Source organism: Xenorhabdus sp. KK7.4 (genome assembly GCF_963876465.1).
Taxonomy (GTDB): domain Bacteria; phylum Pseudomonadota; class Gammaproteobacteria; order Enterobacterales; family Enterobacteriaceae; genus Xenorhabdus; species Xenorhabdus stockiae.
The window spans coordinates 12,041-33,167 of the sequence record NZ_CAWNQF010000071.1; the positions used below are offsets into that span (position 1 = coordinate 12,041).

Here is a 21,127-nt window from a genome sequence, read left to right on the forward strand (position 1 = left end):
GATTAGTAAACCCTATCATCCCAAATGCTATAACCGCTAGTTCCTGCTGAATAATGTTGCCATGTTATGCTTTTATATTTAAAAGATACACATTCTAATGGTTGTGCTTCATTATGAGTTAATGAGTTAGGGCAAATTATATCTATGTTGCTTATAGTGGCATTTGTTATTTTTATACTAAAATATCTAACCAATCCACCATTACTATCTGTTCGGTACATATCAAACACACATTCTAATTCTTCATTATTTGATATTGCCATACCTAATAATGGCGTTGATTTGTCTATTGGTTTTTTTATTGTGACAGGAAAATGATTTACATTTTGTTCTCTAGATAAAGAGTGGTTTAATTCGTAAATATATATCTGATCTTCGCGGCCACATTGATAAATATTTCCAATGGAGTTTTCGGTTGAGCAACCGGAGGATATTAAACCTTGAGTTTTACCAGTAATCGTCAAATAAATAATATTAGCCATTTCATTTCCTTTGTTGTATTTTTATCCATGATGAAAGTACACGATAATAAATTGGTTTGTCAATGTTGTTATTTTATCTTAATGTACGGTTGATAACTATGAAGAGTCTACTTTTTAGAGGTTTGTGTTGCTGTAAGTGAGTATTTAAAGTATGGCGGATTTTTATGGTGTGAATTATAATTTAAGTAATGATACATATTTATTTATTATCTTTAAACGGAGAGTGTAGATTATTACACGTAAGGTTTCCTCATGAGAAGGTTGGTCATCTTTATTTTCGTTTTTAGATCGTTATACTTAACTTAATATGATACGACTCGTTGTTATTGTGCTACTTAAGAGAAAAAATTAGAAATAAACTATCACCAACTTAAATTGGTGATAGTTTATTTGGTTAGTATATAAATTATCCATCATGTCCATCATGTCCATCATGTCCACCATTTGAGCCACCGTGACCACCGTGACCACCGTGACCACCATGACCACCATTACCGCCGTCGCCGCCATTTCCTGAGCCACTTCCGTTTCCTCCATTTCCACCATTACCTCCATTAGCTCCCCCATTGCCGCCATTACCGCCATTTCCGTTGCTTCCGTTTCCGGCGTTACCGCCATTACCGCCATTTCCTGAGTCACTTCCGTTTCCTCCATCTCCCCCATTACTCCCATTACTCCCATTACTCCCATTACTCCCATTACTCCCATTTCCGTGTCCTGCTGCGTGAACTGTTGAGGAAAAGATGATGGAAGAGGTATAAATCAGTGAAGAACAGATAAACATAGATAAAGGTAATAGATATAATAAAAATGATTTTTTCTTTATCATAATTAGCTCCTTAAATTACAGTACTATGGTTCCCATCGTGACCACCATTGCCACCGTGACCACCATTGCCACCGGATGAATTGTTACCACTTCCTCCGGGGCCGCCATTCCCTCCATTGCCTCCAGGGTTATTGGCACCATTACCATTTCCTCCGTTCCCGCCATCTCCACCATTAGAGTTATTACCTGTACCAGCATTTCCTCCGTTCCCTCCGTTTCCTCCAGAATCGCCGTCACCGCCATTCCCTCCGTTTCCTCCATTTGCAATGAGAACATAACCGTTATTATGTGACGTATTCTTTACGAATGTATTGGGTGAAGCTGATACTGAGGAGACTGTTAATGAGCATATAAAGACGAATAATAATTTGTGGTGATTCATAGTGCTCTCCTTCTACTCAATTATTATCACCACTACCACCATCACCTCCGTTACCACCGGCACCTCCATTAGCTCCTCCATTTCCGCCATTTCCTCCATTCCCACCGCCTGCAGCACCATTCCCACCATTTCCGCCATTTCCGCCGCCTTCAGCACCATTCCCACCATTTCCGCCATTGATACAATCACTCCCTGGTATTCCATTCTGACCGTTTTGACCGGTTTCTCCATTTAAATCATCACAATTAATCTGGTTACTGGTTTTGGCTATTTTTGTTTTCATAGTGGAAGTGGAATGATTTGTGGGTTCAGCTTGTAAGGATAGAAAAGGAAAACCCAATATAGAAACAGCGATAATTAATTTATATAATTTCATTTTATTCATCTCCAAAAAAAATATTAAAAATATGAAATAACGCATCTGGTTAAATTAAAAAAATTAAGCAGATACGTTATTTTTTTTTATTTAAATATTATGGCCGCCATTTCCACCGCCATTTCCATTTCCTGTCCCATTTCCATTCCCGCTTCCATTTCCATTTCCACTTCCACTTCCACTATTACCTCCATCACCTCCGGTGCCACCTGGACCGCCAGGGGAATTATCGCCAGCTCCTCCCGGCCCACCATTTCCACCGTTACCTCCGGGATTTCCTCCATTACCATTAATAAGTATATAAGGCAACTTGGTATATTCATGTTTAACAACTAACTTATTAATAGGATATTTATATGATGTTTCAATTGTTTTTGCTACTGATATTGTTGGAATTAATGTCAATAGATAAGCTGCGATTATTATTTTGAACTTAGAGTAAGTTATTTTCATAATAAATCCTTATCATCCATTTAATAATGGATATTTTATAGTTTATAACGAGAATACTTTAAATTTAATTAATTGTTATTTAATAGCCTATTTCAGCTCATAACAATATTATTCTTTTTGTTTAAACGAAACATAAACAAGATAAAAACAAAACATATTTTGTTTTTCCAAATGAAATATCAAAGTTACCGTCTGTGGCTGCTCTAGGTTCGCATTGATGGAGGGGTTATGGCGTAGTTGCTAACGAAGATCATGAATATGCTGCGTTAAAACTCGTCAATAATGATCTGAACAATCCTGAAAAATAATACAAATGTGAAGTAAAAAAATTTGCTGTGAACGGTCGCCACCCAACCGTGGCGAACAGTCACTTATTTTCGTTTTCTTTTAACCAATCATCGACAAGTTTATTGATTAAGTCAGTGATGGATGTGCCATTTTTTACGCAAGCGGCCTTAAAGCGTTTATGTTTTTCTTCCCCAAAATTGACGTTTACACGCTTAGTTTTTACTTCTGGCGGCGGTGAAGTACCCATCACATGTTCTAGATCTCGATTTTCACCAAAGGTCATTTTTTTAGTGCTACTATGAGCTTTTTCGAGTGCCATTTTTATTTCTCCCAAAGAATCAGCTCATAACATCATATGAGTAAATGAGTAATTACTCAAATAATTTAGTTATTTCTTTGGTCAGAACCTCGATTTCACCTTTTGCCGCGCCATCATTTAATTCAAATACACTCTCACCATCTAATATTGATTTGACATAAGATTGACGGTTTGTGATTGCTGTACGAAGAAGTTCGACACCGGTCTCTTTTATACTTTCTTTCAGTATTTTAAGCATTAAGGCGTGTTCTACCTTACGTGTTATCAGGAAACGAGCGTCAACTTTACGACTATACGCTTGTGCTTCCAGTACAGTCACGACACTACCCGCAGCAGCAAAATCTAATGGACTTGGTGTGACAGGAATAATGACAAGATCGCTTACCATAACCGCCGCAGACGTGATAACGGATAATGAACCAGCACCATCAACAATAACAAAGTCATATTCGGCTAAATCTTTTCTGATGCTGTAGACATCCTTTTCAGAAGCCGCCGTGAATACATCGAATACAGCTTTATCTGATTTGCTCCAGTGCGTTAGGCTCATTTGTGGATCAGTATCGACAACCGCAATATTGAATCCTGCGCGAGTTAGCGCGGTACAGATGTTAATTACGGCTGTTGTTTTACCTGAGCCACCTTTCGGATTTAGAAAAGAAAGTACTTTCATATTTATACCCTCAAATGTGTTTTTACTCATATACACATTTACTCAAATGATAAAAGGATTACTTAATAAACACCTTAGTATTTAATAAACAACCTAATCTGTAAAGAAATAAGGTGAGTAAAGGAGTAAAAATGTATAACTTCATATAAGTAAATGAGCTAATGAGTATAAGAGTAAAAGCTCAAATGAGTATTTGAGTAAAAACTCAAATGAGTGTTTGAGTAAATAAGTTTATAGTTAACTTTTCTATACGCAAAATTCCCATGTGAAATATTCTGATTTCGGAAGTGAAATATGAGAAAGGGTGACAGTTGGGAATACGATATAAAAGTCATTGGTTAAGATATATACTTTTAAAAAAACAGGTCTATTGAGGGTGAAAAAATGAGCTGTTGTGAAAATGATCGCACATTAGGTAATCGTCCTATGCGTCGGGGTGAGCCAGGCGAATCGGCTTATGAATTTTGGAAAGAACAGCAGCCTCCGGGTTCGGATACATCGCCGTGTGCTTTTGAGAAATTCATGGAAGGGAAGACCGGTGAATCGGCGTATGAATTCTGGAAGTCAAGGCAGCTACCCGGAACAGATACGTCAGAGCAAGCCTTTGCTGATTCAATGAAAGGGAAGATAGGCCCAACCGTAGAAGATAAAATCAGTGCAAAGGATCAATCAATCATCACTCAGCAGACCATTGTCGATGAGACACATAAGACAACGACAATTGGCGTGCAATTATCCGGTAAAAAAGAGAATGCACTGACTTTAGAAAAGGATGGATTGTTTAGCCCACTAAGTGAGAGCGGAAAATTAGTCTTTGACGCGACCTTTTTTTCAGGAAAGGGAACGCAAACCGATCCATATAAAGTTATGATTGATAATTCGCAGACGAATATTTTGGGTTGGAGTCCTAATGGACTTAATGTGCCATTACTTTTTGATTCAAACGCTTTTAACTTTGTGCAGGGTTATAATGTCCAGCTGAGGATTTCGAAGAAAGCGGGGAATACACTGACTGTAGAAACGGATGGACTCTTTGGTAAAGGGGAGGCCGTCGTCAGTGCTAAAAAACAAAATATATTATCCAACAAAGATGATGGTCTTTATGTTCCTGAGAAACTGTTTCATCCTCAACAATTTCAGCATTTACCTGCTAACTCGAAACCTGATGATCCCAGTCTTGTCGCTTTATTGATTTCCTCTAATATTCGCAATGGACTGACATTTACTGACGATGGATTGTATGTAGTTGGTGTCCCCGAAGAGATACCAAAATATTTGTCTCTTTCCGCAGATGCAGAAGATGGTGATGATGGGGCAATTGCGGCAGACAATGTAGGGGGAGTAGCGCTAGGTTCAAGTGCACAGGCAACAGCAAAGCAAACTGTTGCTATAGGAACACAAGCAAATTCACAAGAAGATCACGCTGTTTCTGTTGGTGGTTATAGTGTTGCACGTGAAAATAGTATAGCTATAGGTTATCGTGCCGAAGCACGTCCTAAAGGAAGTGTTGCTATTGGGTATAAAAGTAGGACGAATGACCCTGACACCGTATCTATAGGCAATTATGAGGAAGATTTGCAGCGAAGACTCACCAATGTCAAAGCAGGCGTATCGTCTTATGATGCGGTTAATGTGGGGCAGTTACAAAAATTGGTGAATGTAAAGGAACTACCTTCAACAAAAGCAAATCCGGTGGATTTTAATACGTTGAAGGGGCCAATGACCTACATTATTTGGGAAGGAGATTACGACGCAGAAAAAAATCCGTCACCGCATACCATGAAAAATGCGCCAGATTATGACGACCGTTCAGACAAAATAAAAGTGATTGTCAGTGATAATGGTTCGTATCAAATCGCACACATACCAACAGGAGTCGTCATAAGAGATTTTAATAATAGCAATAAGGACTTAATTGATTGGGCGGAACCTTTAACCAGTAATATGGGACAGGTTTATAAACAGGATGTTTCAGGGGTTTACTGGGGTGCTTCGAATTATGTTTTCTATAAGGAGAAAGAAGATAAAATCTTCAATGAAGAGGCTGTGAATGCGATTTTTTCGGGCTTTAGAAAAGTTAATGCTCAGGCGGATTCAGTAATGGGGAAATTTGGCGGTGGCGTACTAGGTTTTGCAGAAGATGGCCGAGTAAAATTCTATCTTGATCATACGGAATTAGGAAGCACAACATCACCGGAGTATATATACAGTCTGGCAGCCATTTCTGATAAGTATAAAAATGATCCAGCGAATATGGGATCAGTCCTTCCCACAGGTGCATCACTAGATGATGTAAGAGAGTTATTAAATTTGGTTACTATGTTGTTGTACGAAGCGAATATGTTCAAATTTAAGCCGAGTAAATAGGATCATTCTTTGTTCGTCCCTGATATGTGACCGGTGGTTTATAGGATTTCCCATTATAGTCGGATTGATAAGATTGTGTATTATTCGTTTGATTTTTATTGGTAGCACAATCAGTTACTCGAACAGAAAGAGCTTCACTGTCTTTTAATTGAATCATGTTATCCCCCAGGAAGTGTCTTTGACTTTAGCGGTATCGTGAGTAAAGCCATCGGGTTGTGAGGCTTGTTTCCAATTCTGGCTCACATGACAATCAGAAATAACCTGTCCTTTTGTGTACGGAATAGTACTGGATATTTGACAGGAATGATTAACATTATGTCCATCACCAATGATGGTGCCAACGCCTTGTGAGACAGGTTGGTATGTGGTCGGGTTGCGTATTACATTGGCAGCACCCACAATAACATACATAAGGGTACAGTTCTCAGCAAACACATTCCCCTCACCCGTTTGATGGGGAGGATGAGGCTTATTATCAGGGATAAAATTGAGAGCACAGCCTTTTTGAAAGAGACAACCTTTACCAAAATAACAGGGATTAGAAAAGGAACAACCCGGGGCAAAAATGCAGCCATCGCCAAATCGGGTATAACGTGGAAAATTTTGGGCTGATTTAATAATAGTACCGTTAGGGTAGGACATATGACCTCTGAGGAATCGCGTATGTTTGGTGACAAGCCACTACATCTTATGCTGGGGCCAGATGATTTTCCTTTTTCGTTATTTGATGAAGAACAGCATGATCCGCTTTCGGTAATTAGTCAATTAGCGGAAAAACCCTGGGACGAGACATCAAAATTCTGGTCTGATGAGCGAAAATTTCCTGACAGTGAAAGGTCAAGCCAGGTTATTCATGACCGATTACGCAGTGAGCTGCAGACGATGCTGGCGACAGATGTGACATTGGCGCGAGATATCGCCTATTTTGGTGATAATAAAATTAGTCTTATTTGTAAAGCGTATAGCCTGTCTGATGATGATGTCCTTTTAAAATTGAAAGAGGACGATTTTGCTTTACTGGTCAAAACTTTCCGAAAAGACATGGAGAAGGATGTGAATGGCATGTTGCGTGCCAGAGCGAAATTAATGGTGGATGCCCAACTCGATGCCATACACGATTTAGTGATGAATAAGGACACAAGAGATTCGGATCGTGTACGGGCCTTTACCGCAATGGCACAGATTGCTGATGCGATACCGCGTAATGAAAAAGGCGATATGATAAGTCCCGGTTCTGCAGCGAATATTGTGTTTAATTTTGGTGATCAGAGTCCATTTTCACCTAAGTTAAAAGCCGTATCGGAACAGGGAGTTGTGATTGATATGGAGGCGGATTAATGGCGCGTCTGGAAGTAGACTTAAGTTTTGATAAACATCAAACGCTATTACAGATGCACCGAAGTAGTGCTTATATCCGGGGGGTGATTGGCCCAGCGGGATCAGCAAAAACCACCTATGCCTTTAAAGATTTGGTTATCCGTTCTCTAATACAGTTACCCGCCAACGCAGACCGTACTCGTTATACCAGATGGGTAGTAATTCGTAATACAAACAAACAATTAAAACGTAACACTTTAGAAACGTTTAAACTGGCAATGGGTGGCCTCATGAATTACTGTCATGTAGTGGAAAGTCCCAATATTCTGGCAACCTGGCAGATGGATTTACCGGATGGAACACGTATTCACAGTGAATGGCAGTTTGCTGCAATGGACAGTGAAGCTGCATTAGGGGATGCGCTGGGGGCAGAAATGACGGGTGTCATGATTGATGAAGCCTCAGAGATACCCGAAGAAATTGTAGAAATTATTTCAACACGTATTGGACGTTATCCATCTGCTGTCCGTGGCATACCTACCTGGACAGGCATGTTATTTACCACAAATGGCCCCAAAGAGAGTCATTGGCTTTATACCTGGTCATTACAAAAAAAACCTATCTGGAAAAAAATAGAGCATGAAATTGGTCGTGAGTATTTTGAACTGTTCAAACAACCTCCTGCGTTAATACGACCGAAAGATTCGGGCGGCGAGTGGATACCGAATCCGAAAGCAGAAAATATTCATAATCTGGCTGATGGCTATAATTATTATTATAAGATGCTGGGAAATTCAGATGATTATATTAGGGCCTATGTTGAAGGGCAGTTTTCACCGCTGAAAACCGGTAAGGTAGTTTTTCCAGAATTTCGCGTTCCTCTTCATGTTATTTCCCGCAATAGTGTTCGTATTCCTGATGGTGCTCCGGTTTATCTCGCTTTTGACTTCGGACGCACGCCAGTGATGCTAATCGGAATTGGTACGAAGACAGGACGGATAGTGATCACCGATGAAGTCATGGGCGAGGCAATGGCCGTATCCACATTATTTGATGGTTATTGCCGCCCTGTACTCCTGCAGAAATACTCTCGTAATGTTATTGCGGGCGCTTGGGGTGATCCAGCCGGGGCCGATAAGGGACAAGCCGTAGAACTGTCACCCTTCGGTGTATTGCGACAGCGAAAAATTCCCATCTCAGTTCCGTGGGATACTCGGAATAAAATGGAACCACGTATTGAAGCGGTCAGTCGCCGTTTACGGACATTAGACAGTGAGGGGGCACCTATGCTGCAAATATGTGATAACTGTGTCATGACGATTAAGGCCATCGATGATAAGTATATTTATGAAAACATTAAGGGTAAGACAGATGCCGTCATGGAGACACCCACAAAATCCCATATTGGTTGGGTGTCGGATCTGATGGACGCACTACAGTACTTATGTCTGGGCTATGATGTGGTAAATGGTCGCAGTGACAATGCACCGGATGAACGGGTAAAACCACGAACTCGGCATCATTTTGTGCGGAGGAAAAGAGCATGATTAAGGGGTTAGATATTGATGGAACACGTGTTCTGTTGAACAGAATTCAATCAAATGTTAATGATCTGCTGCAAATGTGCGATACTATTGAGGGAAGCCCGAATAATGGGACAGAGCTGCCCGAAGCTGTTACTGCGCTTTGTCAGACGTTAATTCCCATAGAAACGCATATAACAACCGTATGGGATTTACTTTTTGGATCGGCCTCGACCATTGTGAAGAATTACTTTCTTGCAACGAAAGAACCCGATATGGCGGTTGTCTATAACTTCATTCTGATAAATGCGCCACACTTAACATCACGTTTAAGGTAGGAGGTAATATGTATTACGCTCGTTGTGGTAATCGTAAAACGGGTTGTCCTGCTCGTAGTAAAAAATTCAGGGTTTAAACATCATGGCAAAGCTGTCACGCAGTAAGGAAAAGATGAATGCAACACTGGGGAATTTGATCGTTGCGCGGTATACACAAGCGGCATCGTCAAACAGTGATGCGCATCGCCGTTGTCAGCGTTGCCTTGACCTGATGAAAGGACAAATTGATTCGGTGCCGGTAGATCCAGAGGACGATGAGATTGAAGTCGCTATGAATATTACCGGCCCAATCACCCGAAATGTTCATGCGCAGGTTGAGGAGGTACTTGATCCTATTCTCGAACAGCCTTTTGTTTTAGAAACCGATCCCGTCGCTCAATTGCCTGCGCCTGTTCAGGATGAATTAATAAATGCTATTGAAACCAATATCCAGCGTATCATTGAAATGACGGGAGGGGACGAATCGTTATTTACAAACCTGTTAAAGAATATGTCGCAAACGGCACTGACGTTTTATAACGAAGCGGCGAAAACAGCTGCGAATAATCTTTATCCGGTTGTTTTACAAAAGCTGAAATTGGCTAATTTTAAAACAGAATTCAGTCAGTGGTTGTATAACTATGTTGCATATCCGTTAGCCATTTTAAAAGGCCCTGTTTATGAAACACGGAAGATGAAAGTATGGGACGGTATGGCAATGGTCTACCAGGATCAGATGGTTCATCGCGTATATAATATTTCACCTTTTAATATTTTTCCGTCCCCGAATGCCAAAGATTTACAGTCATGTGAGTACGTTATTGAACGCCAGCGACTTACGTCGAGTGAACTTCTCGATATGTCAGGCACAGTTAGTTTTGATGCAGAATCGATATTTTATGTATTGCAGGATCATGAAAAGTACATTTTACCTTATGAGGCAACCGGCAGTGAAATAGAGCCGGATGCGTTAGGTGACTCTGGAATTGGCAGTGTCTCTGATTTATCGTGGATTGGTATCTATGATGTGTTGATCCATTATGGCCGAATACAAGGTGCGAAATTAAAAGAGTATGGTGTTGATATCAGTAATGAATACCGACTCTATGAATCGGAAATTTGGGTATTAGCCGGTACAATTATTAAATGTGTTTTAAATCCCGATCCATTGGGGCGCCGACCATTTTATACCGCTGCATTTTACCATTTGCCGGGCGAACTCTGGGGAAGCAGTATTCCTGAAACGATTGAAGATGTTCAGATCCAATGTACGACGGCGGGCCGAGCACTCGTGAATAATATGGATTTTTCCGCTGGCCCACTAGGTGAAGTAGATACAGCCCGTGTGAAAGGTGAAGGTGATCCGACAGAGATTTATCCACGTAAGATTACGCCCGTTAAACAAGATTCGTTCAGTCAGAATGCCCCAGCTTACCGCTTTTATACGATCCCCAGTCTTGCCGGGGAACTGTGGAGTATTTTTGATAAAGCCCATGCGTCTGCTTATGAATTAATTGGGATACCCCGACTGGCATTTGGACAAACACAAGGGGCAGCAACGATTGGTCGCACATCTGGAGGAGTCTCCATGATGTTAAACCAGGCGAGTAAGGCGATTAAACAACCCTTACTGTATGCGGAAAATCATGTGATTGAACCGATAATACAACGCTTTGTAGATATTGAATTACAGTTTAATCCTAATCCTTCTCTGAAAGGAGATGTGAATGTCAGAGCCAGTGGTGTCCGTGGGATGCAGGAAAAAGAAAAACAACAAGGCAATCTCACCTGGGTCTTGCAGTCGCTTGCACCGTTTGCAAGAGGATTCGAAGTCCCTCCGGCATTTATTATGCGTATCTTGGAACAGCTATTATCACAGATGGGAGTCGATACAAAAGGCTTACCCAATATCGCGTTACAGGATGCGATGAATCAGGATCAAGGTATTATCGCCTCACTGACAGGAATGACGGACAATGTGGGAGCAGCCCAAAGTGGGACAATAGAGGGCGCACCCGCAATGAATAATAGTGACTATACACAACCTCTGGATGGTCGAAGTGCGCAGGCCATCCAAACGATTAATCAAATGAATCATTCGTTAGGGGGATAGTATGGCGCAGGTAAAATGCCAATACTTTGATTTTTCAATCACAACATTTTTTGAGCCAGAAGTTTGTGAACCTCCTGCAAAGAATAAAAACACCTGCTGTCAGGTCACTCAGCTCAGAAATATGAAGTATTCAGGGACACCCAGTGATACGGATGATAAACCGAATGACTTGTCGGAATACCGTTTTATTGTAAATACGCTAAGTCAGATTCATTTAGTGTGTGAGGATGTTCCATTTTGTGAATCAGCAATAATCTTGCGTGTACAGCGAATACTGGCATGTCAGATAGGTTGTGATACAGATTATAACGCCATTTTGGAACATTGGCGTGGCAGTGGCATGATGATCCCCCCAGGTGAATATATCATAGATATCCCTGTCGGGATCGCATACGGAGCAGACCTGTGTGGCTTTCATATTGAAAAAACCCCGGCAGGCCATGTTACGGTAGTGATAGAACCTGCAACGACGGAACATGTCTGGGCTATGTTGTATAACAACGCGAAGTGTTAGGAGAAAGATATGTCTAATTGCTGTTCCCCTATATTAACGTTTGAGCAGATCAGTAATTATATTCAGTCGGTCATTAATCAGAAGATAATCTGTAATGAAATACAGGCAGGTCTCGTCGATTGTCAGGGAAATGTCCTCGCGCCAGCAACCCATATTATAAAATGTGATGAACTGAATACATTGGCGCAAGAGGCTATTCAGAAGGGCGATATTACTATTCCGGGTATTGAAGCCTTGTCATTTGATGGTGAACGTATCACGTTAGTGGATCAGGCGGGTAAAACCCATGAAGTGAATCTCGCCTCCATTATACCGCAGAGTTTAACGACGAATGGTATGGCCATAACGCTGACACTGAAAGACGGTAAACAGTTAACGGTCGATCTCACAAAAGCGGTGACGCAGGCGGTTGCCGAAAAAACGCTCAAAAGTGCAGTCTTAACGAAGGATAACAGTCTTGAACTGATGCTAGGTGACGGCAGTAAAGTCACCGCCAATTTAGGTCAATTACTGGATGATGCGACGGTAAGCAGTGGCAATATTGATGCAAATGGCGATATCGAATTAGTCTTGGGAAACGGGAAAGTCATTAAAGTGCTCGCGGCAGCCTTACGCCGGGTCAAGATTGACCGGGATAGCCCGCTGACAGGAAACGGTGATGATATTCCTTTGAATATTGATTTTACCCGTGTCTGCTGGAAAGTGATTGATTCCATCACAATGGATGATAAAGGATTACATATCAAGATTGATAACCAGTGTGATGCCATTACATTATCGATGGATGATATAAAGAAAGCCTTAATCAATAAAGTTAAAGTGTGTGTTGCAAGTACAGGTTTTATCACCGGTGACGGGACGGAAGGAAATTGCCTGGATCTCGATTTACAAAAAGTGATTAACGCATTTGTCGCAAATCAGGGTGTCATGACAACGCTGATTAATAGTCTGAACAATAAAATCAAAGTCAGTGTAAATAGTAGCTTAACTGGTTCAGGGATAGCTTCCGATCCATTAGGAGTTAAAATTTCACCCGATAAGGGTAATTTACTGACTAGTCGCAATAACGGATTGTATTCTGGCGTACAAGCTACTGTCGATGTCACGAATTTATACGTGGATTCAGTCGCGGGAGATGATAAGAATAGCGGTAAACTCAAAGAGCCATTGAAAACATTAAAAGAGGCGCTCAGTCGTGTCCGGCAGGATGAAAGTAATACCATCCATTTGCGTTGTGGTGGGGATTATATCTGGACGGGTTTTAACGTGACAAACGGTGCTGTCAGAAATATTCAAGCGTATGGTGACCCATTAATTGACGGTAATAAAAAACCTACAGTGACACCGCAAAGACCATCATATCAGTGGTGGTCGCACAGTGGTTTTACACGGCCAAAGATTTATTACAATGTGGTTTATAATACGGCTATACACGTTTATGACATAGAAACTTGTTCACCACAAGGAGGGGGACAATTAGTTTGTACGGGATTACAGTTTATGTGTGAAGCGGCGAATGAACCGGGTACGCCTAATGCAGATAAAGATTATACCTCTGCCTGGGCGCGTTGGGATGGTTATGGGGTATACGGAATGAGTGATGGAAAAGTTATGTATTATGGCTGTATATTCCAAAACAAATATGCCCCCGTTGCCGCATTGCAGGAACCCGTCGGCGGCTGGCCGCAGCAGAACGGAAAACCCGTTTATCCGAAAGAATCCTGGTGGGGCATCACCGGAAAAGATTCAGTATTTGAAGGGGCACAACAGACCTTTATTGCCTGCTCTTATGCCAATTTGACCCAAGATCCAAAAGGCACCGACTTTCCAGGAGATTTAGTAGGGGAAAGTTCAGGCATGTCTCAGCTTTCGGTGAGAAATTACACCGATAGTTTTGGTGACCTGCCGGGTTATGAATATATAGACCAGAATATGGAAGCCGCTTTAAAGTTAAATGGCGTGTTAACGGGTGTGGTATATGACAGTGACAATAAACCGAGGAACCTGATTTCAAATATTATTTTGGGGAAACCATGAATGAATTACAAGAAGCCATTGCGACCTTTCGGAGTATGCCCGAAGCCGAAGCAATTTACGATTTGCTTCGGGAACGTCTAGAAATACCGGAAAATTATGCCGAGTTAGAACAGCGAGGGGAACTGGCGAAAGAACATCGGGAATCCTTAATAGTGTATCGCGCAATTTCACAGGAGACACTATGATTACGGATAAACAGTATCGAGGAATTAACAGATTACGCAATCATGTCATTGGACGGCATATACGCTGGTTCTTAGAAGCGCAATTAACGCAGGCCCGTGAACAGTACGAAGCCTATCCGGCAACGGAAGAACGTAGACGATTATTGCAGGCATATAAAACCGTATTGCAAGTGCTCTTTATAACCCCAATGGAGAAACTGTAATGGCAAAAAGCTATGCAAAAGTCCTCACCATTGGTGAGAATAATAAACCCCAGACTTTGATCGCCAGTGTGGCGCAGACCAATAATCCCACACACGGTTATCTGGTCTATTATGCTCCTAAAAAGAGTGATACGGTAAAAGACATTGATTTTCAACCATTTAATGTTGACAGTAAGCAGTTTAAAATCTCGACAAATAGTCCACAATTTGTCAGTACGTTACCGGGTACTTATGCGTTTGCCTTAGACCAACAGCAGGATGTGGATTTAAACCTGCTCGTGGTGGATTATATCGTGACGGTAAGAGGAACATTATGATCAGTAATCGTGAAGTACCGATAACCGTGTTAAAACAGAATAAAGGTTTTCAGCAGTTTATAAAATGTCTGCAACAGGCATTACAGGATGCCCGTGAAGCGTATGAAAATACGGATGCGAACGATTTTAACCGAGGACGCGTTGCTGTCCTGAAAGAGATATTAAACGACTTAGACAGTTAAGGTGCCATTATGCCAGGTTTATTTAATGATGATACAAATCAGCCGGTATGGGGACAGTCTCCTGCGGCACAGGAGAATACACCGACATGGACACCCTCAGCGTCGCTACCCGCACAGAACGGCTTTCAGGGACAGTCACCCGAACAACAGAATACCCAAAGTCAGAATGAGTATGATGTTATCAGCCTTTTTGATGATCGGGGTAATATTAAAGGCTTGTCATCAGCTACAGGCGCGCCACCATCAGGACAATCGAATACACCTGGTGTTATCACCGACCCGAATCTAAGTGCGTTGTTAGCGCAGATGCAACACAATCAACAACAACAACAGCTGTTTGAAGCACAACGTCTACAGCTGGAAAATCAGCGTCTGCAACACCAGCAACAGCAGGACTTACAGGTCAGACAGCAGCAACTGGCTGAACAACAACAGAAAGAACAAGAGCAATTTTTGCAGTCACTGATACCCCAGATCAATATTGATGATATTAAAATTTCGGCAGAAGATGAAAAAACCTACGGCGACGCCGCACAATATATTCGAAAACAGGCGGCAGAGCAGACACAAAAGATACTCAAGGGTATGGCACCCAATTTACAGCGTATCGCGCAGGAACAATTTCGGTTGCAAAGTGAACTTAATCAACTGAAAGCATCACAGAGTAGCCCGGCCTCACAAGGTATGACACCGGAACAGGAAATGAACATTATCATTCGTTCTCAGGTGCCTGATGTAGAGACCTTAACGGCGCACCCGGCCTTTGCGGCATTTCGCAATTCAGAAGCTGCCGGAGGTTACTCTTATGGAAAACTCGTGGATATGGCCTGGAAACAGGGTGATGCACAACGATTGATCAATTTATTACAGACATTCCGTAGTGGTCTAAATCAGAGCAGTCAAGGGCAATCCCATCAGCCGGTCAATTATCAGGGCACCGCGCTGGGGAACACACCGCCTGTTCAACGCAAACAGGTGTTGAGTCAGCGCGAATACGATAAGGCTTACGCAGCATTTATGTCCGGCCAAATGGATGCGGAACGCTATCAGAAGATAGAAGATCAGTTCCAGTTGGCAATGTTGCAAGGGCGTGTTGTTGATTAATGGCATAGCATAAACTGAGGAGTTCATATGCGACAGATGGGGGTAGTGCCAGCCGCGTCAGGATACCCGAATTATAGTTTCTTGACGAATCCGATTATCGGAAAGGCGCTGATTGCACGATTTAAAATGAAAGGCATAACCGCACAAATCACGACGAGTCAGGTTGCGGATATTCCGAAAGAAATCAGTACCACGGGTAATGAAGTTATTTTACGCCGTGAGCCAGAGGCGGAAATCTTCGATTATCAGAAGAATCAGCCGCTAACACACAGTAAGTTAGCGACAGATATCTTCCGTATGACGATTGATCGGGCAAAATACTGGTCACTGAAAGTCAATTACATTGATACGCGACAGATCGAGAATATTAATACGTGGGTTAATTCCTGGAAAGACGACGCAGCGAACAAAATGGACTTGTCGATATCCCGCGAAATTCTCATTCAAACGCCCTGGCAGGTTTCCCCTTTTAATAAGGGACAATGCGCAGGTGTGCGTACAGGGCAGTATAACTTAGGGACACTCGGTCACCCCGTCGTTTTATCACCCACGAACATCGGTGAACAACTTGCCAATGGTCGTGCAGTACTGGCAGAACAGGGAGTTAGTGGCCCTTTTATTATTATTACACCGTATGCGCTACAACCAATGATGTATCGTCCTGATTCTGTTTTGTACGATGCATCAAAATCCGGTCAGGCGAAATCGATTGTCTTAATGAATGGGGAAGTTTGGGTTGATATGGTGGGATATACATTTGTGTTTACCCATGAAGCCCCCACCTATATCGATCCTGATACGGGAGACCGATGTTATACCTTACTGTTTGGTCGTAAAGATGCCATTTTGATGATCACGCAAATCAATTACAACCGTGTGGTCGATTCGGATGCCACCGATTTTGCGACCTATTGGCAGGGATTACAGGTTTATGGATTTAAACTCATGCGACCTGAAGCTATGGCCGTAATGTACGCTACCCTGAAGAAATAAGGAGGCAATATGTCAGCGAAACGCTTTGGCTTATTCGACGGGGGCAACGTTCTTCGCCGGATTGATGATACGCTGTTTTCAACATTCAATGATGTTTTGCCCGTCCAACCGGCAGGTCATCAGAAGAAACGAAATCATCAGCTAGAAAACCATATTGATACCCAAGATTTTGCCTATACCGGGGCATATGAAGTACCAGAACTGAGCGAGAAAACGGACTTTAAAATGCCCGATGGTGCTGAAATTGCCACCCATCTATTGGGAACGGGCTGGCTAATTAATGCCATTGTCTATCACGTAAAACGGGTGGGAGCAGGTACATTAACACCGTTTGTGGAACTGTCTGTGTATGATCAGAAAACAGGAAAAGTCACGGGCGCAGAGAAAATAAATGTAGTCGATGGTGAAGGTAAGCAGTTAACGGTCGATTTAGCAAAACCGGGGTTTTATCTGGGATTCGTGCCAACCACCAGTAACTTGCCAGCACCACGAACGAAATTACCCAATGAGATGTCAATAAAACTGGATACCGCCAATACGACGCCCGTCGATGTGGTGATCCCAGCACAAACAATTCAGGTAGATAATTTCACCACATCAGATGATAAGAAGGTGACGGGATCGATCACTGTGCCGTCACAAACGGTAACAATACAGGTTCCGCGAGGGGCTTCTGCAGACGGGACAGGGAGTGGTTTACCCGTTCCCTTACTAACGACCACGAATGGTTATCTGGTCAATACCTTTAAAGCGGCACAAAATTCATCGCACGAGGATGTACCGTTTGATGCTTGTGTTGGCATTTATGCGGATATCACGGAATATTTTGATGAGCATCCGTGTAACTGTGCACCGACGCCTTGTGAAACCATTTTTCCCGACCCAGAGTGCCAGCCACTTAATTAAGGTGTATCAGAAGGGGAGAATGAGACTCCCCCTCATTTTCAGGAGCGGATCATGGCAGAAAAAATCACACAACGTACCCGACGGCAGAAAGTCAGTGAATCACCGAAAATGTTAGCCTATGAAACACCCCACACTCGACAGCAAAAAGCCAATGAAGGATTGGATATTGTGTCTCATGAGATACCAGAGGATACACTAAATGAATCCAAAGCACCGCGTAAGCGAGTCCATTTTCAGCGAGGGGGCACGGCATTACAGGCACGTCATAACCCGAATCAATTATTACAGATTCGTGGGAATGATAAGAATGTGACAGCGCTTCGTGATCGCATGAAACCTCCCGTATCACCGGGGGCAACGCCGCTAGCCATTATTGATGCGTATGGTCATATCATGCCTTTTGATGCAGAAAGTCCCATTGATCGCGTGATCTTAGCGAATGTACCGGATATTACGTATATCTATACGCATGACGATTTACAGGAAGCACTACGGATTAATCAAGAAAAAATACAGCAGCGCCGATTCCATGAAACCGTACAAGGGGCACGCCTTTTCGTCGAACCTGTGCTGCCAACGCATGGATTCCGCAACGGCAATGAAGTTGTGTCAGCATTCTATGATGAAACCCGTATGGGAAATGATGCTGTTGTAATACAAGATCTCAACGACATGTCAAAAGACGTTTTTTAGTTTTCGGAGTGATTATGGCGACAACGAATAGCGTGATTGAACGTGTATCCCGTCGCCTTGAAGACCAAGAGCCGGGATATGCCTACACGCATTGGCAAGACGTGGATCTGCTTATCGCCGTTAACTATAGTCTACGGGTTATCGGGCGGTATCATCCACGGCAATTTGGTGCAATGGTTATGTATGACTTGCCTGCCGATGGTTTATTACATACATCATGTACGGCTTTTTTGCCCCCCTATACGCTGACGAACCGCGCAGGAAGACGCATCCGATATCTGGCTTCGACGGAAGAGACACCTTCTGCATGGGATATGGTGTTATGTAATGGACAAGGCGGCCCATTATATTTAGTGAATCGTGCCGATGGCGAATATGAAGCCCATCCGGTTAACCCACATGAACACTATAAAGTGCGGGGACTTTGTATTCAAATCCCGACCGTGACTAAAGATGAGAATATCCCACTGACCGATGATCTGCTTCCTGCACTGGAAGAGATTATGATGTTTTATGCGTATTCTTACGACAAAACGTCAACAGTCTATACGGAAAAAGGACACGTGCATTGGCAGAATGCGCTCTTATTATTGGGGGTAACCAATGGCAGTCGTCAGTGATTTAGTTGCACCGCTGCAGTTAATGTGTCGAAGCGTTGGCCCTGCACAGGCGCAACTGGCTTTAGTGGAATCCATGAAAACGTTCATGCTAGAAACGGAAATTTTCACGGACACGCTACAGATACCTTATCAGACCGGCGTTTGTGAGTACTGGCTGGATATCCCAGCAGATCAGCTTATCAGTAGCATTATTAACGTTTCGGTTAATGGCGAATCAACGACACGTTGGGCACGTGACGGCCAGTACAATGTGGTGCAATTGTTTGATGATTATCATGAGGGAGCCTGTGTTTTAGTACATTATTCCTGGGCAATAACCGGTATTGATAATTGCCAGATCCCGACGGAGTTTTTAACACGTTTTCGTATGCCGATATTGGACGGTGCCAGGCAATATTTACACAGTATGTATGGGTCACAAATGGTCGATTATGTCGTGGCACAGCTTGCTGCCCGTCAGTTTCATGATGCGATTGCAGATACGAAAGCCTCCCGGATCATGAATTTTTCTAATTCCCGTCCCAAAATGCACTCAGGAAAGGTGCGGCGACGTACCAGAGCGTCCGCCAGGAGATTGCTATGAAATCGTATACGATTAATCGGACAGGAACACATTTGGACAGTGCGTGTGGTATCGATTGTGATCCCTGTGTTTTACCCGTTTATGATCCGGGATGTGAATCTACGGGGCCAGTCTGTCCTGAACAAATATGTAAACCCGAACCCTGTTATACATTCAGTGCGCGTCAGGCAATACGTATTCAATCGGGTGAAATAGAACGGCTCTTTGATTTTCGTTTTTATACGCAGGAACGTAATGACGTTTGGGTGCGCCAGTCGATGATTATGCGTTTGCGCCGGATAAGCCATTGTCAGTGGCAGTGGGCGATGTGTGCTATTTCGGTCACACCGAAAGGAGAAGTTCGCTTCCGCTGGCCCGACCTATTCCTAAAAGCGCCCCCTGGATATTATGAAAGTGAATTGATCGTAAATCATGTTGCAGTCAATAAACGGCTTTATTTTTATAAACCGTTTATGACCGCCAACGTGAATGCGACAACGGCGGTGATGCAGGAATGCACCAGTGAGTGTAACCAATATGAAACACAGTGTTGTGTGCCGGATTTAGAAGTATGGCCGGAAGATACCACACCGGTTATCGCCTGTGGAGATTGCCATGATCGATAAAACGAAGTACGCCTTAAGTACTACACTGTCTATGAATATTGGGCCATCAGATCAATTTCTCATGGTGGCATTGGGATTAGCCGGTGCCATGACGCCAGCTGCGGGTACTCATTATTATTTGACCATGAAAGGAATAGGCAGTAAGCGTGAGGTAGTGCTGGTGAATGGGGCGTCAGGCAATAAACTGCATGTAGAACGAGGCACTGACAGTACAGTTGCACAATCCTGGCCTGCGGGCACTTGTCTTTATTTTGACTGGAATCCCGCCCAGCTTTGCGAAATGATTGCACAGTGTACCGATAAAGGAATTGGAGGATGTATAACACCCGGCTGTTATGCGTTGTCTTGTGACACCATTATTACAGTAGACGCAGCAGGACACATTACGCACATCGATGGGGAGGCGAAGCCATGTTCCGAGCAATCGTGACGTTTTCAGGGACACTCGATCAATATATTACAGCATCAGAGAATACTCTGAATATTGCCAATGGTCATGCACGTGACCTTGATGCTGTTGGGGTTGGAAATCATACGTATTTAATTCTGAAAGGCCCCGGTCGTGCAGAAGTCGTAAAATATCATCATACGACAAATTACGATGAAAAACCGTACCCGGATATTATCGCGGTTGAACGGGGTATCGAGGGAGGAAGGATGCCTTATTGTGCCGGGGACTGTATTACGTTTGTCTGGACAGATACAGGTATTCTTGAATTAGTGAAACAGCAGACCAGTTAGGAGTC

General features: G+C 42.9%; 28 protein-coding genes. 20 read left to right on the forward strand and 8 right to left on the reverse strand.

Translation table 11 applies throughout. From position 1 onward, the window contains the following. Positions 1–2 precede the first annotated feature (2 nt). The 7 genes from AACS90_RS10880 to AACS90_RS10910 form a co-directional block, all read right to left on the reverse strand. Positions 3–482, reverse strand: coding sequence for an Hcp family type VI secretion system effector (locus tag AACS90_RS10880; RefSeq protein ID WP_099122694.1), 480 nt, complete (start codon positions 480–482; stop codon positions 3–5). Positions 483–830: 348 nt separating this feature from the next. Then, complete coding sequence (locus AACS90_RS10885) at positions 831–1,190, reverse strand: hypothetical protein (protein ID WP_193757243.1); 360 nt, start codon at positions 1,188–1,190, stop codon at positions 831–833. A gap of 131 nt (positions 1,191–1,321) precedes the next feature. After that, positions 1,322–1,693, reverse strand: a complete 372-nt coding sequence (locus tag AACS90_RS10890; protein WP_193757244.1) for a hypothetical protein — start codon at positions 1,691–1,693, stop codon at positions 1,322–1,324. A 16-nt stretch (positions 1,694–1,709) separates the two neighbouring features. After that, positions 1,710–2,069: a hypothetical protein gene (locus AACS90_RS10895; RefSeq protein ID WP_241538282.1), complete on the reverse strand. Its 360-nt coding sequence runs from the start codon at positions 2,067–2,069 to the stop codon at positions 1,710–1,712. 90 nt (positions 2,070–2,159) lie between these two features. Then, entirely contained in the window at positions 2,160–2,522 is a 363-nt protein-coding gene (locus tag AACS90_RS10900; protein ID WP_099122695.1) for a hypothetical protein, read from the reverse strand. A 367-nt stretch (positions 2,523–2,889) separates the two neighbouring features. Continuing rightward, complete coding sequence (locus AACS90_RS10905; protein ID WP_099122696.1) at positions 2,890–3,129, reverse strand: plasmid partition protein ParG; 240 nt, start codon at positions 3,127–3,129, stop codon at positions 2,890–2,892. A gap of 52 nt (positions 3,130–3,181) precedes the next feature. Continuing rightward, positions 3,182–3,802 carry a ParA family protein gene (locus AACS90_RS10910; protein WP_099122697.1) on the reverse strand — a complete coding sequence of 207 codons (621 nt, stop codon included), beginning with the start codon at positions 3,800–3,802 and terminating at the stop codon, positions 3,182–3,184. 384 nt (positions 3,803–4,186) lie between these two features. Here AACS90_RS10910 and AACS90_RS10915 point away from each other — a divergent pair, with 384 nt between their 5' ends. Beyond that, complete coding sequence (locus tag AACS90_RS10915) at positions 4,187–6,169, forward strand: YadA family autotransporter adhesin (protein ID WP_099122698.1); 1,983 nt, start codon at positions 4,187–4,189, stop codon at positions 6,167–6,169. Between the two features lie 153 nt (positions 6,170–6,322). Here the strand turns inward: AACS90_RS10915 and AACS90_RS10920 are convergent, their stop codons facing one another. Then, on the reverse strand, positions 6,323–6,811 hold the full coding sequence (locus AACS90_RS10920; protein WP_099122699.1) for a hypothetical protein: 489 nt from the start codon (positions 6,809–6,811) through the stop codon (positions 6,323–6,325). Here AACS90_RS10920 and AACS90_RS10925 point away from each other — a divergent pair, their 5' ends adjacent. From AACS90_RS10925 to AACS90_RS11015, 19 genes are all read left to right on the forward strand, one after another. After that, on the forward strand, positions 6,812–7,507 hold the full coding sequence (locus tag AACS90_RS10925; RefSeq protein WP_099122700.1) for a hypothetical protein: 696 nt from the start codon (positions 6,812–6,814) through the stop codon (positions 7,505–7,507). Continuing rightward, positions 7,507–9,033 (forward strand): hypothetical protein, encoded by a 1,527-nt coding sequence (locus AACS90_RS10930; protein WP_099122701.1) that lies wholly within the window; start codon positions 7,507–7,509, stop codon positions 9,031–9,033. The genes AACS90_RS10925 and AACS90_RS10930 overlap by 1 nt, the downstream gene beginning before the upstream one ends. Then, on the forward strand, positions 9,030–9,347 hold the full coding sequence (locus AACS90_RS10935; protein ID WP_099122702.1) for a hypothetical protein: 318 nt from the start codon (positions 9,030–9,032) through the stop codon (positions 9,345–9,347). The genes AACS90_RS10930 and AACS90_RS10935 overlap by 4 nt, the downstream gene beginning before the upstream one ends. Before the next feature lie 82 nt (positions 9,348–9,429). Continuing rightward, positions 9,430–11,439 (forward strand): hypothetical protein, encoded by a 2,010-nt coding sequence (locus AACS90_RS10940; protein WP_099122703.1) that lies wholly within the window; start codon positions 9,430–9,432, stop codon positions 11,437–11,439. Position 11,440: 1 nt separating this feature from the next. Further along, a complete protein-coding gene (locus AACS90_RS10945; RefSeq protein ID WP_099122704.1) occupies positions 11,441–11,953 on the forward strand; it encodes a hypothetical protein in 513 nt (170 codons plus the stop codon). Between the two features lie 9 nt (positions 11,954–11,962). Continuing rightward, the gene (locus AACS90_RS10950; protein WP_099122705.1) at positions 11,963–13,990 is read left to right on the forward strand and encodes a hypothetical protein; all 2,028 of its coding nucleotides are present in this window, start codon (positions 11,963–11,965) and stop codon (positions 13,988–13,990) included. Further along, complete coding sequence (locus tag AACS90_RS10955; protein WP_099122706.1) at positions 13,987–14,175, forward strand: hypothetical protein; 189 nt, start codon at positions 13,987–13,989, stop codon at positions 14,173–14,175. Before AACS90_RS10950 ends, AACS90_RS10955 begins: the two co-directional genes overlap by 4 nt. After that, a complete protein-coding gene (locus AACS90_RS10960; protein ID WP_099122707.1) occupies positions 14,172–14,378 on the forward strand; it encodes a hypothetical protein in 207 nt (68 codons plus the stop codon). Before AACS90_RS10955 ends, AACS90_RS10960 begins: the two co-directional genes overlap by 4 nt. Then, positions 14,378–14,695, forward strand: coding sequence for a hypothetical protein (locus AACS90_RS10965; protein WP_099122708.1), 318 nt, complete (start codon positions 14,378–14,380; stop codon positions 14,693–14,695). The genes AACS90_RS10960 and AACS90_RS10965 overlap by 1 nt, the downstream gene beginning before the upstream one ends. Then, positions 14,692–14,877: a hypothetical protein gene (locus AACS90_RS10970; protein WP_099122709.1), complete on the forward strand. Its 186-nt coding sequence runs from the start codon at positions 14,692–14,694 to the stop codon at positions 14,875–14,877. Before AACS90_RS10965 ends, AACS90_RS10970 begins: the two co-directional genes overlap by 4 nt. Positions 14,878–14,886: 9 nt before the next feature. Beyond that, the gene (locus tag AACS90_RS10975) at positions 14,887–15,981 is read left to right on the forward strand and encodes a hypothetical protein (protein ID WP_099122710.1); all 1,095 of its coding nucleotides are present in this window, start codon (positions 14,887–14,889) and stop codon (positions 15,979–15,981) included. A 27-nt stretch (positions 15,982–16,008) separates the two neighbouring features. Further along, positions 16,009–16,974, forward strand: coding sequence for a hypothetical protein (locus AACS90_RS10980; protein ID WP_099122711.1), 966 nt, complete (start codon positions 16,009–16,011; stop codon positions 16,972–16,974). A gap of 9 nt (positions 16,975–16,983) precedes the next feature. After that, complete coding sequence (locus AACS90_RS10985; RefSeq protein WP_099122712.1) at positions 16,984–17,880, forward strand: hypothetical protein; 897 nt, start codon at positions 16,984–16,986, stop codon at positions 17,878–17,880. 51 nt (positions 17,881–17,931) lie between these two features. Then, entirely contained in the window at positions 17,932–18,573 is a 642-nt protein-coding gene (locus tag AACS90_RS10990; RefSeq protein ID WP_099122713.1) for a hypothetical protein, read from the forward strand. Positions 18,574–18,587: 14 nt separating this feature from the next. Then, positions 18,588–19,193 carry a hypothetical protein gene (locus tag AACS90_RS10995; protein ID WP_099122714.1) on the forward strand — a complete coding sequence of 202 codons (606 nt, stop codon included), beginning with the start codon at positions 18,588–18,590 and terminating at the stop codon, positions 19,191–19,193. Beyond that, positions 19,177–19,776, forward strand: a complete 600-nt coding sequence (locus AACS90_RS11000) for a hypothetical protein (RefSeq protein ID WP_099122715.1) — start codon at positions 19,177–19,179, stop codon at positions 19,774–19,776. The genes AACS90_RS10995 and AACS90_RS11000 overlap by 17 nt, the downstream gene beginning before the upstream one ends. Continuing rightward, positions 19,773–20,381, forward strand: coding sequence for a hypothetical protein (locus AACS90_RS11005; RefSeq protein WP_099122716.1), 609 nt, complete (start codon positions 19,773–19,775; stop codon positions 20,379–20,381). The genes AACS90_RS11000 and AACS90_RS11005 overlap by 4 nt, the downstream gene beginning before the upstream one ends. After that, positions 20,371–20,811, forward strand: a complete 441-nt coding sequence (locus tag AACS90_RS11010) for a hypothetical protein (protein WP_099122717.1) — start codon at positions 20,371–20,373, stop codon at positions 20,809–20,811. Before AACS90_RS11005 ends, AACS90_RS11010 begins: the two co-directional genes overlap by 11 nt. Beyond that, the gene (locus AACS90_RS11015) at positions 20,793–21,122 is read left to right on the forward strand and encodes a hypothetical protein (protein WP_099122718.1); all 330 of its coding nucleotides are present in this window, start codon (positions 20,793–20,795) and stop codon (positions 21,120–21,122) included. Before AACS90_RS11010 ends, AACS90_RS11015 begins: the two co-directional genes overlap by 19 nt. The last annotated feature ends 5 nt before the right edge of the window (positions 21,123–21,127 follow it).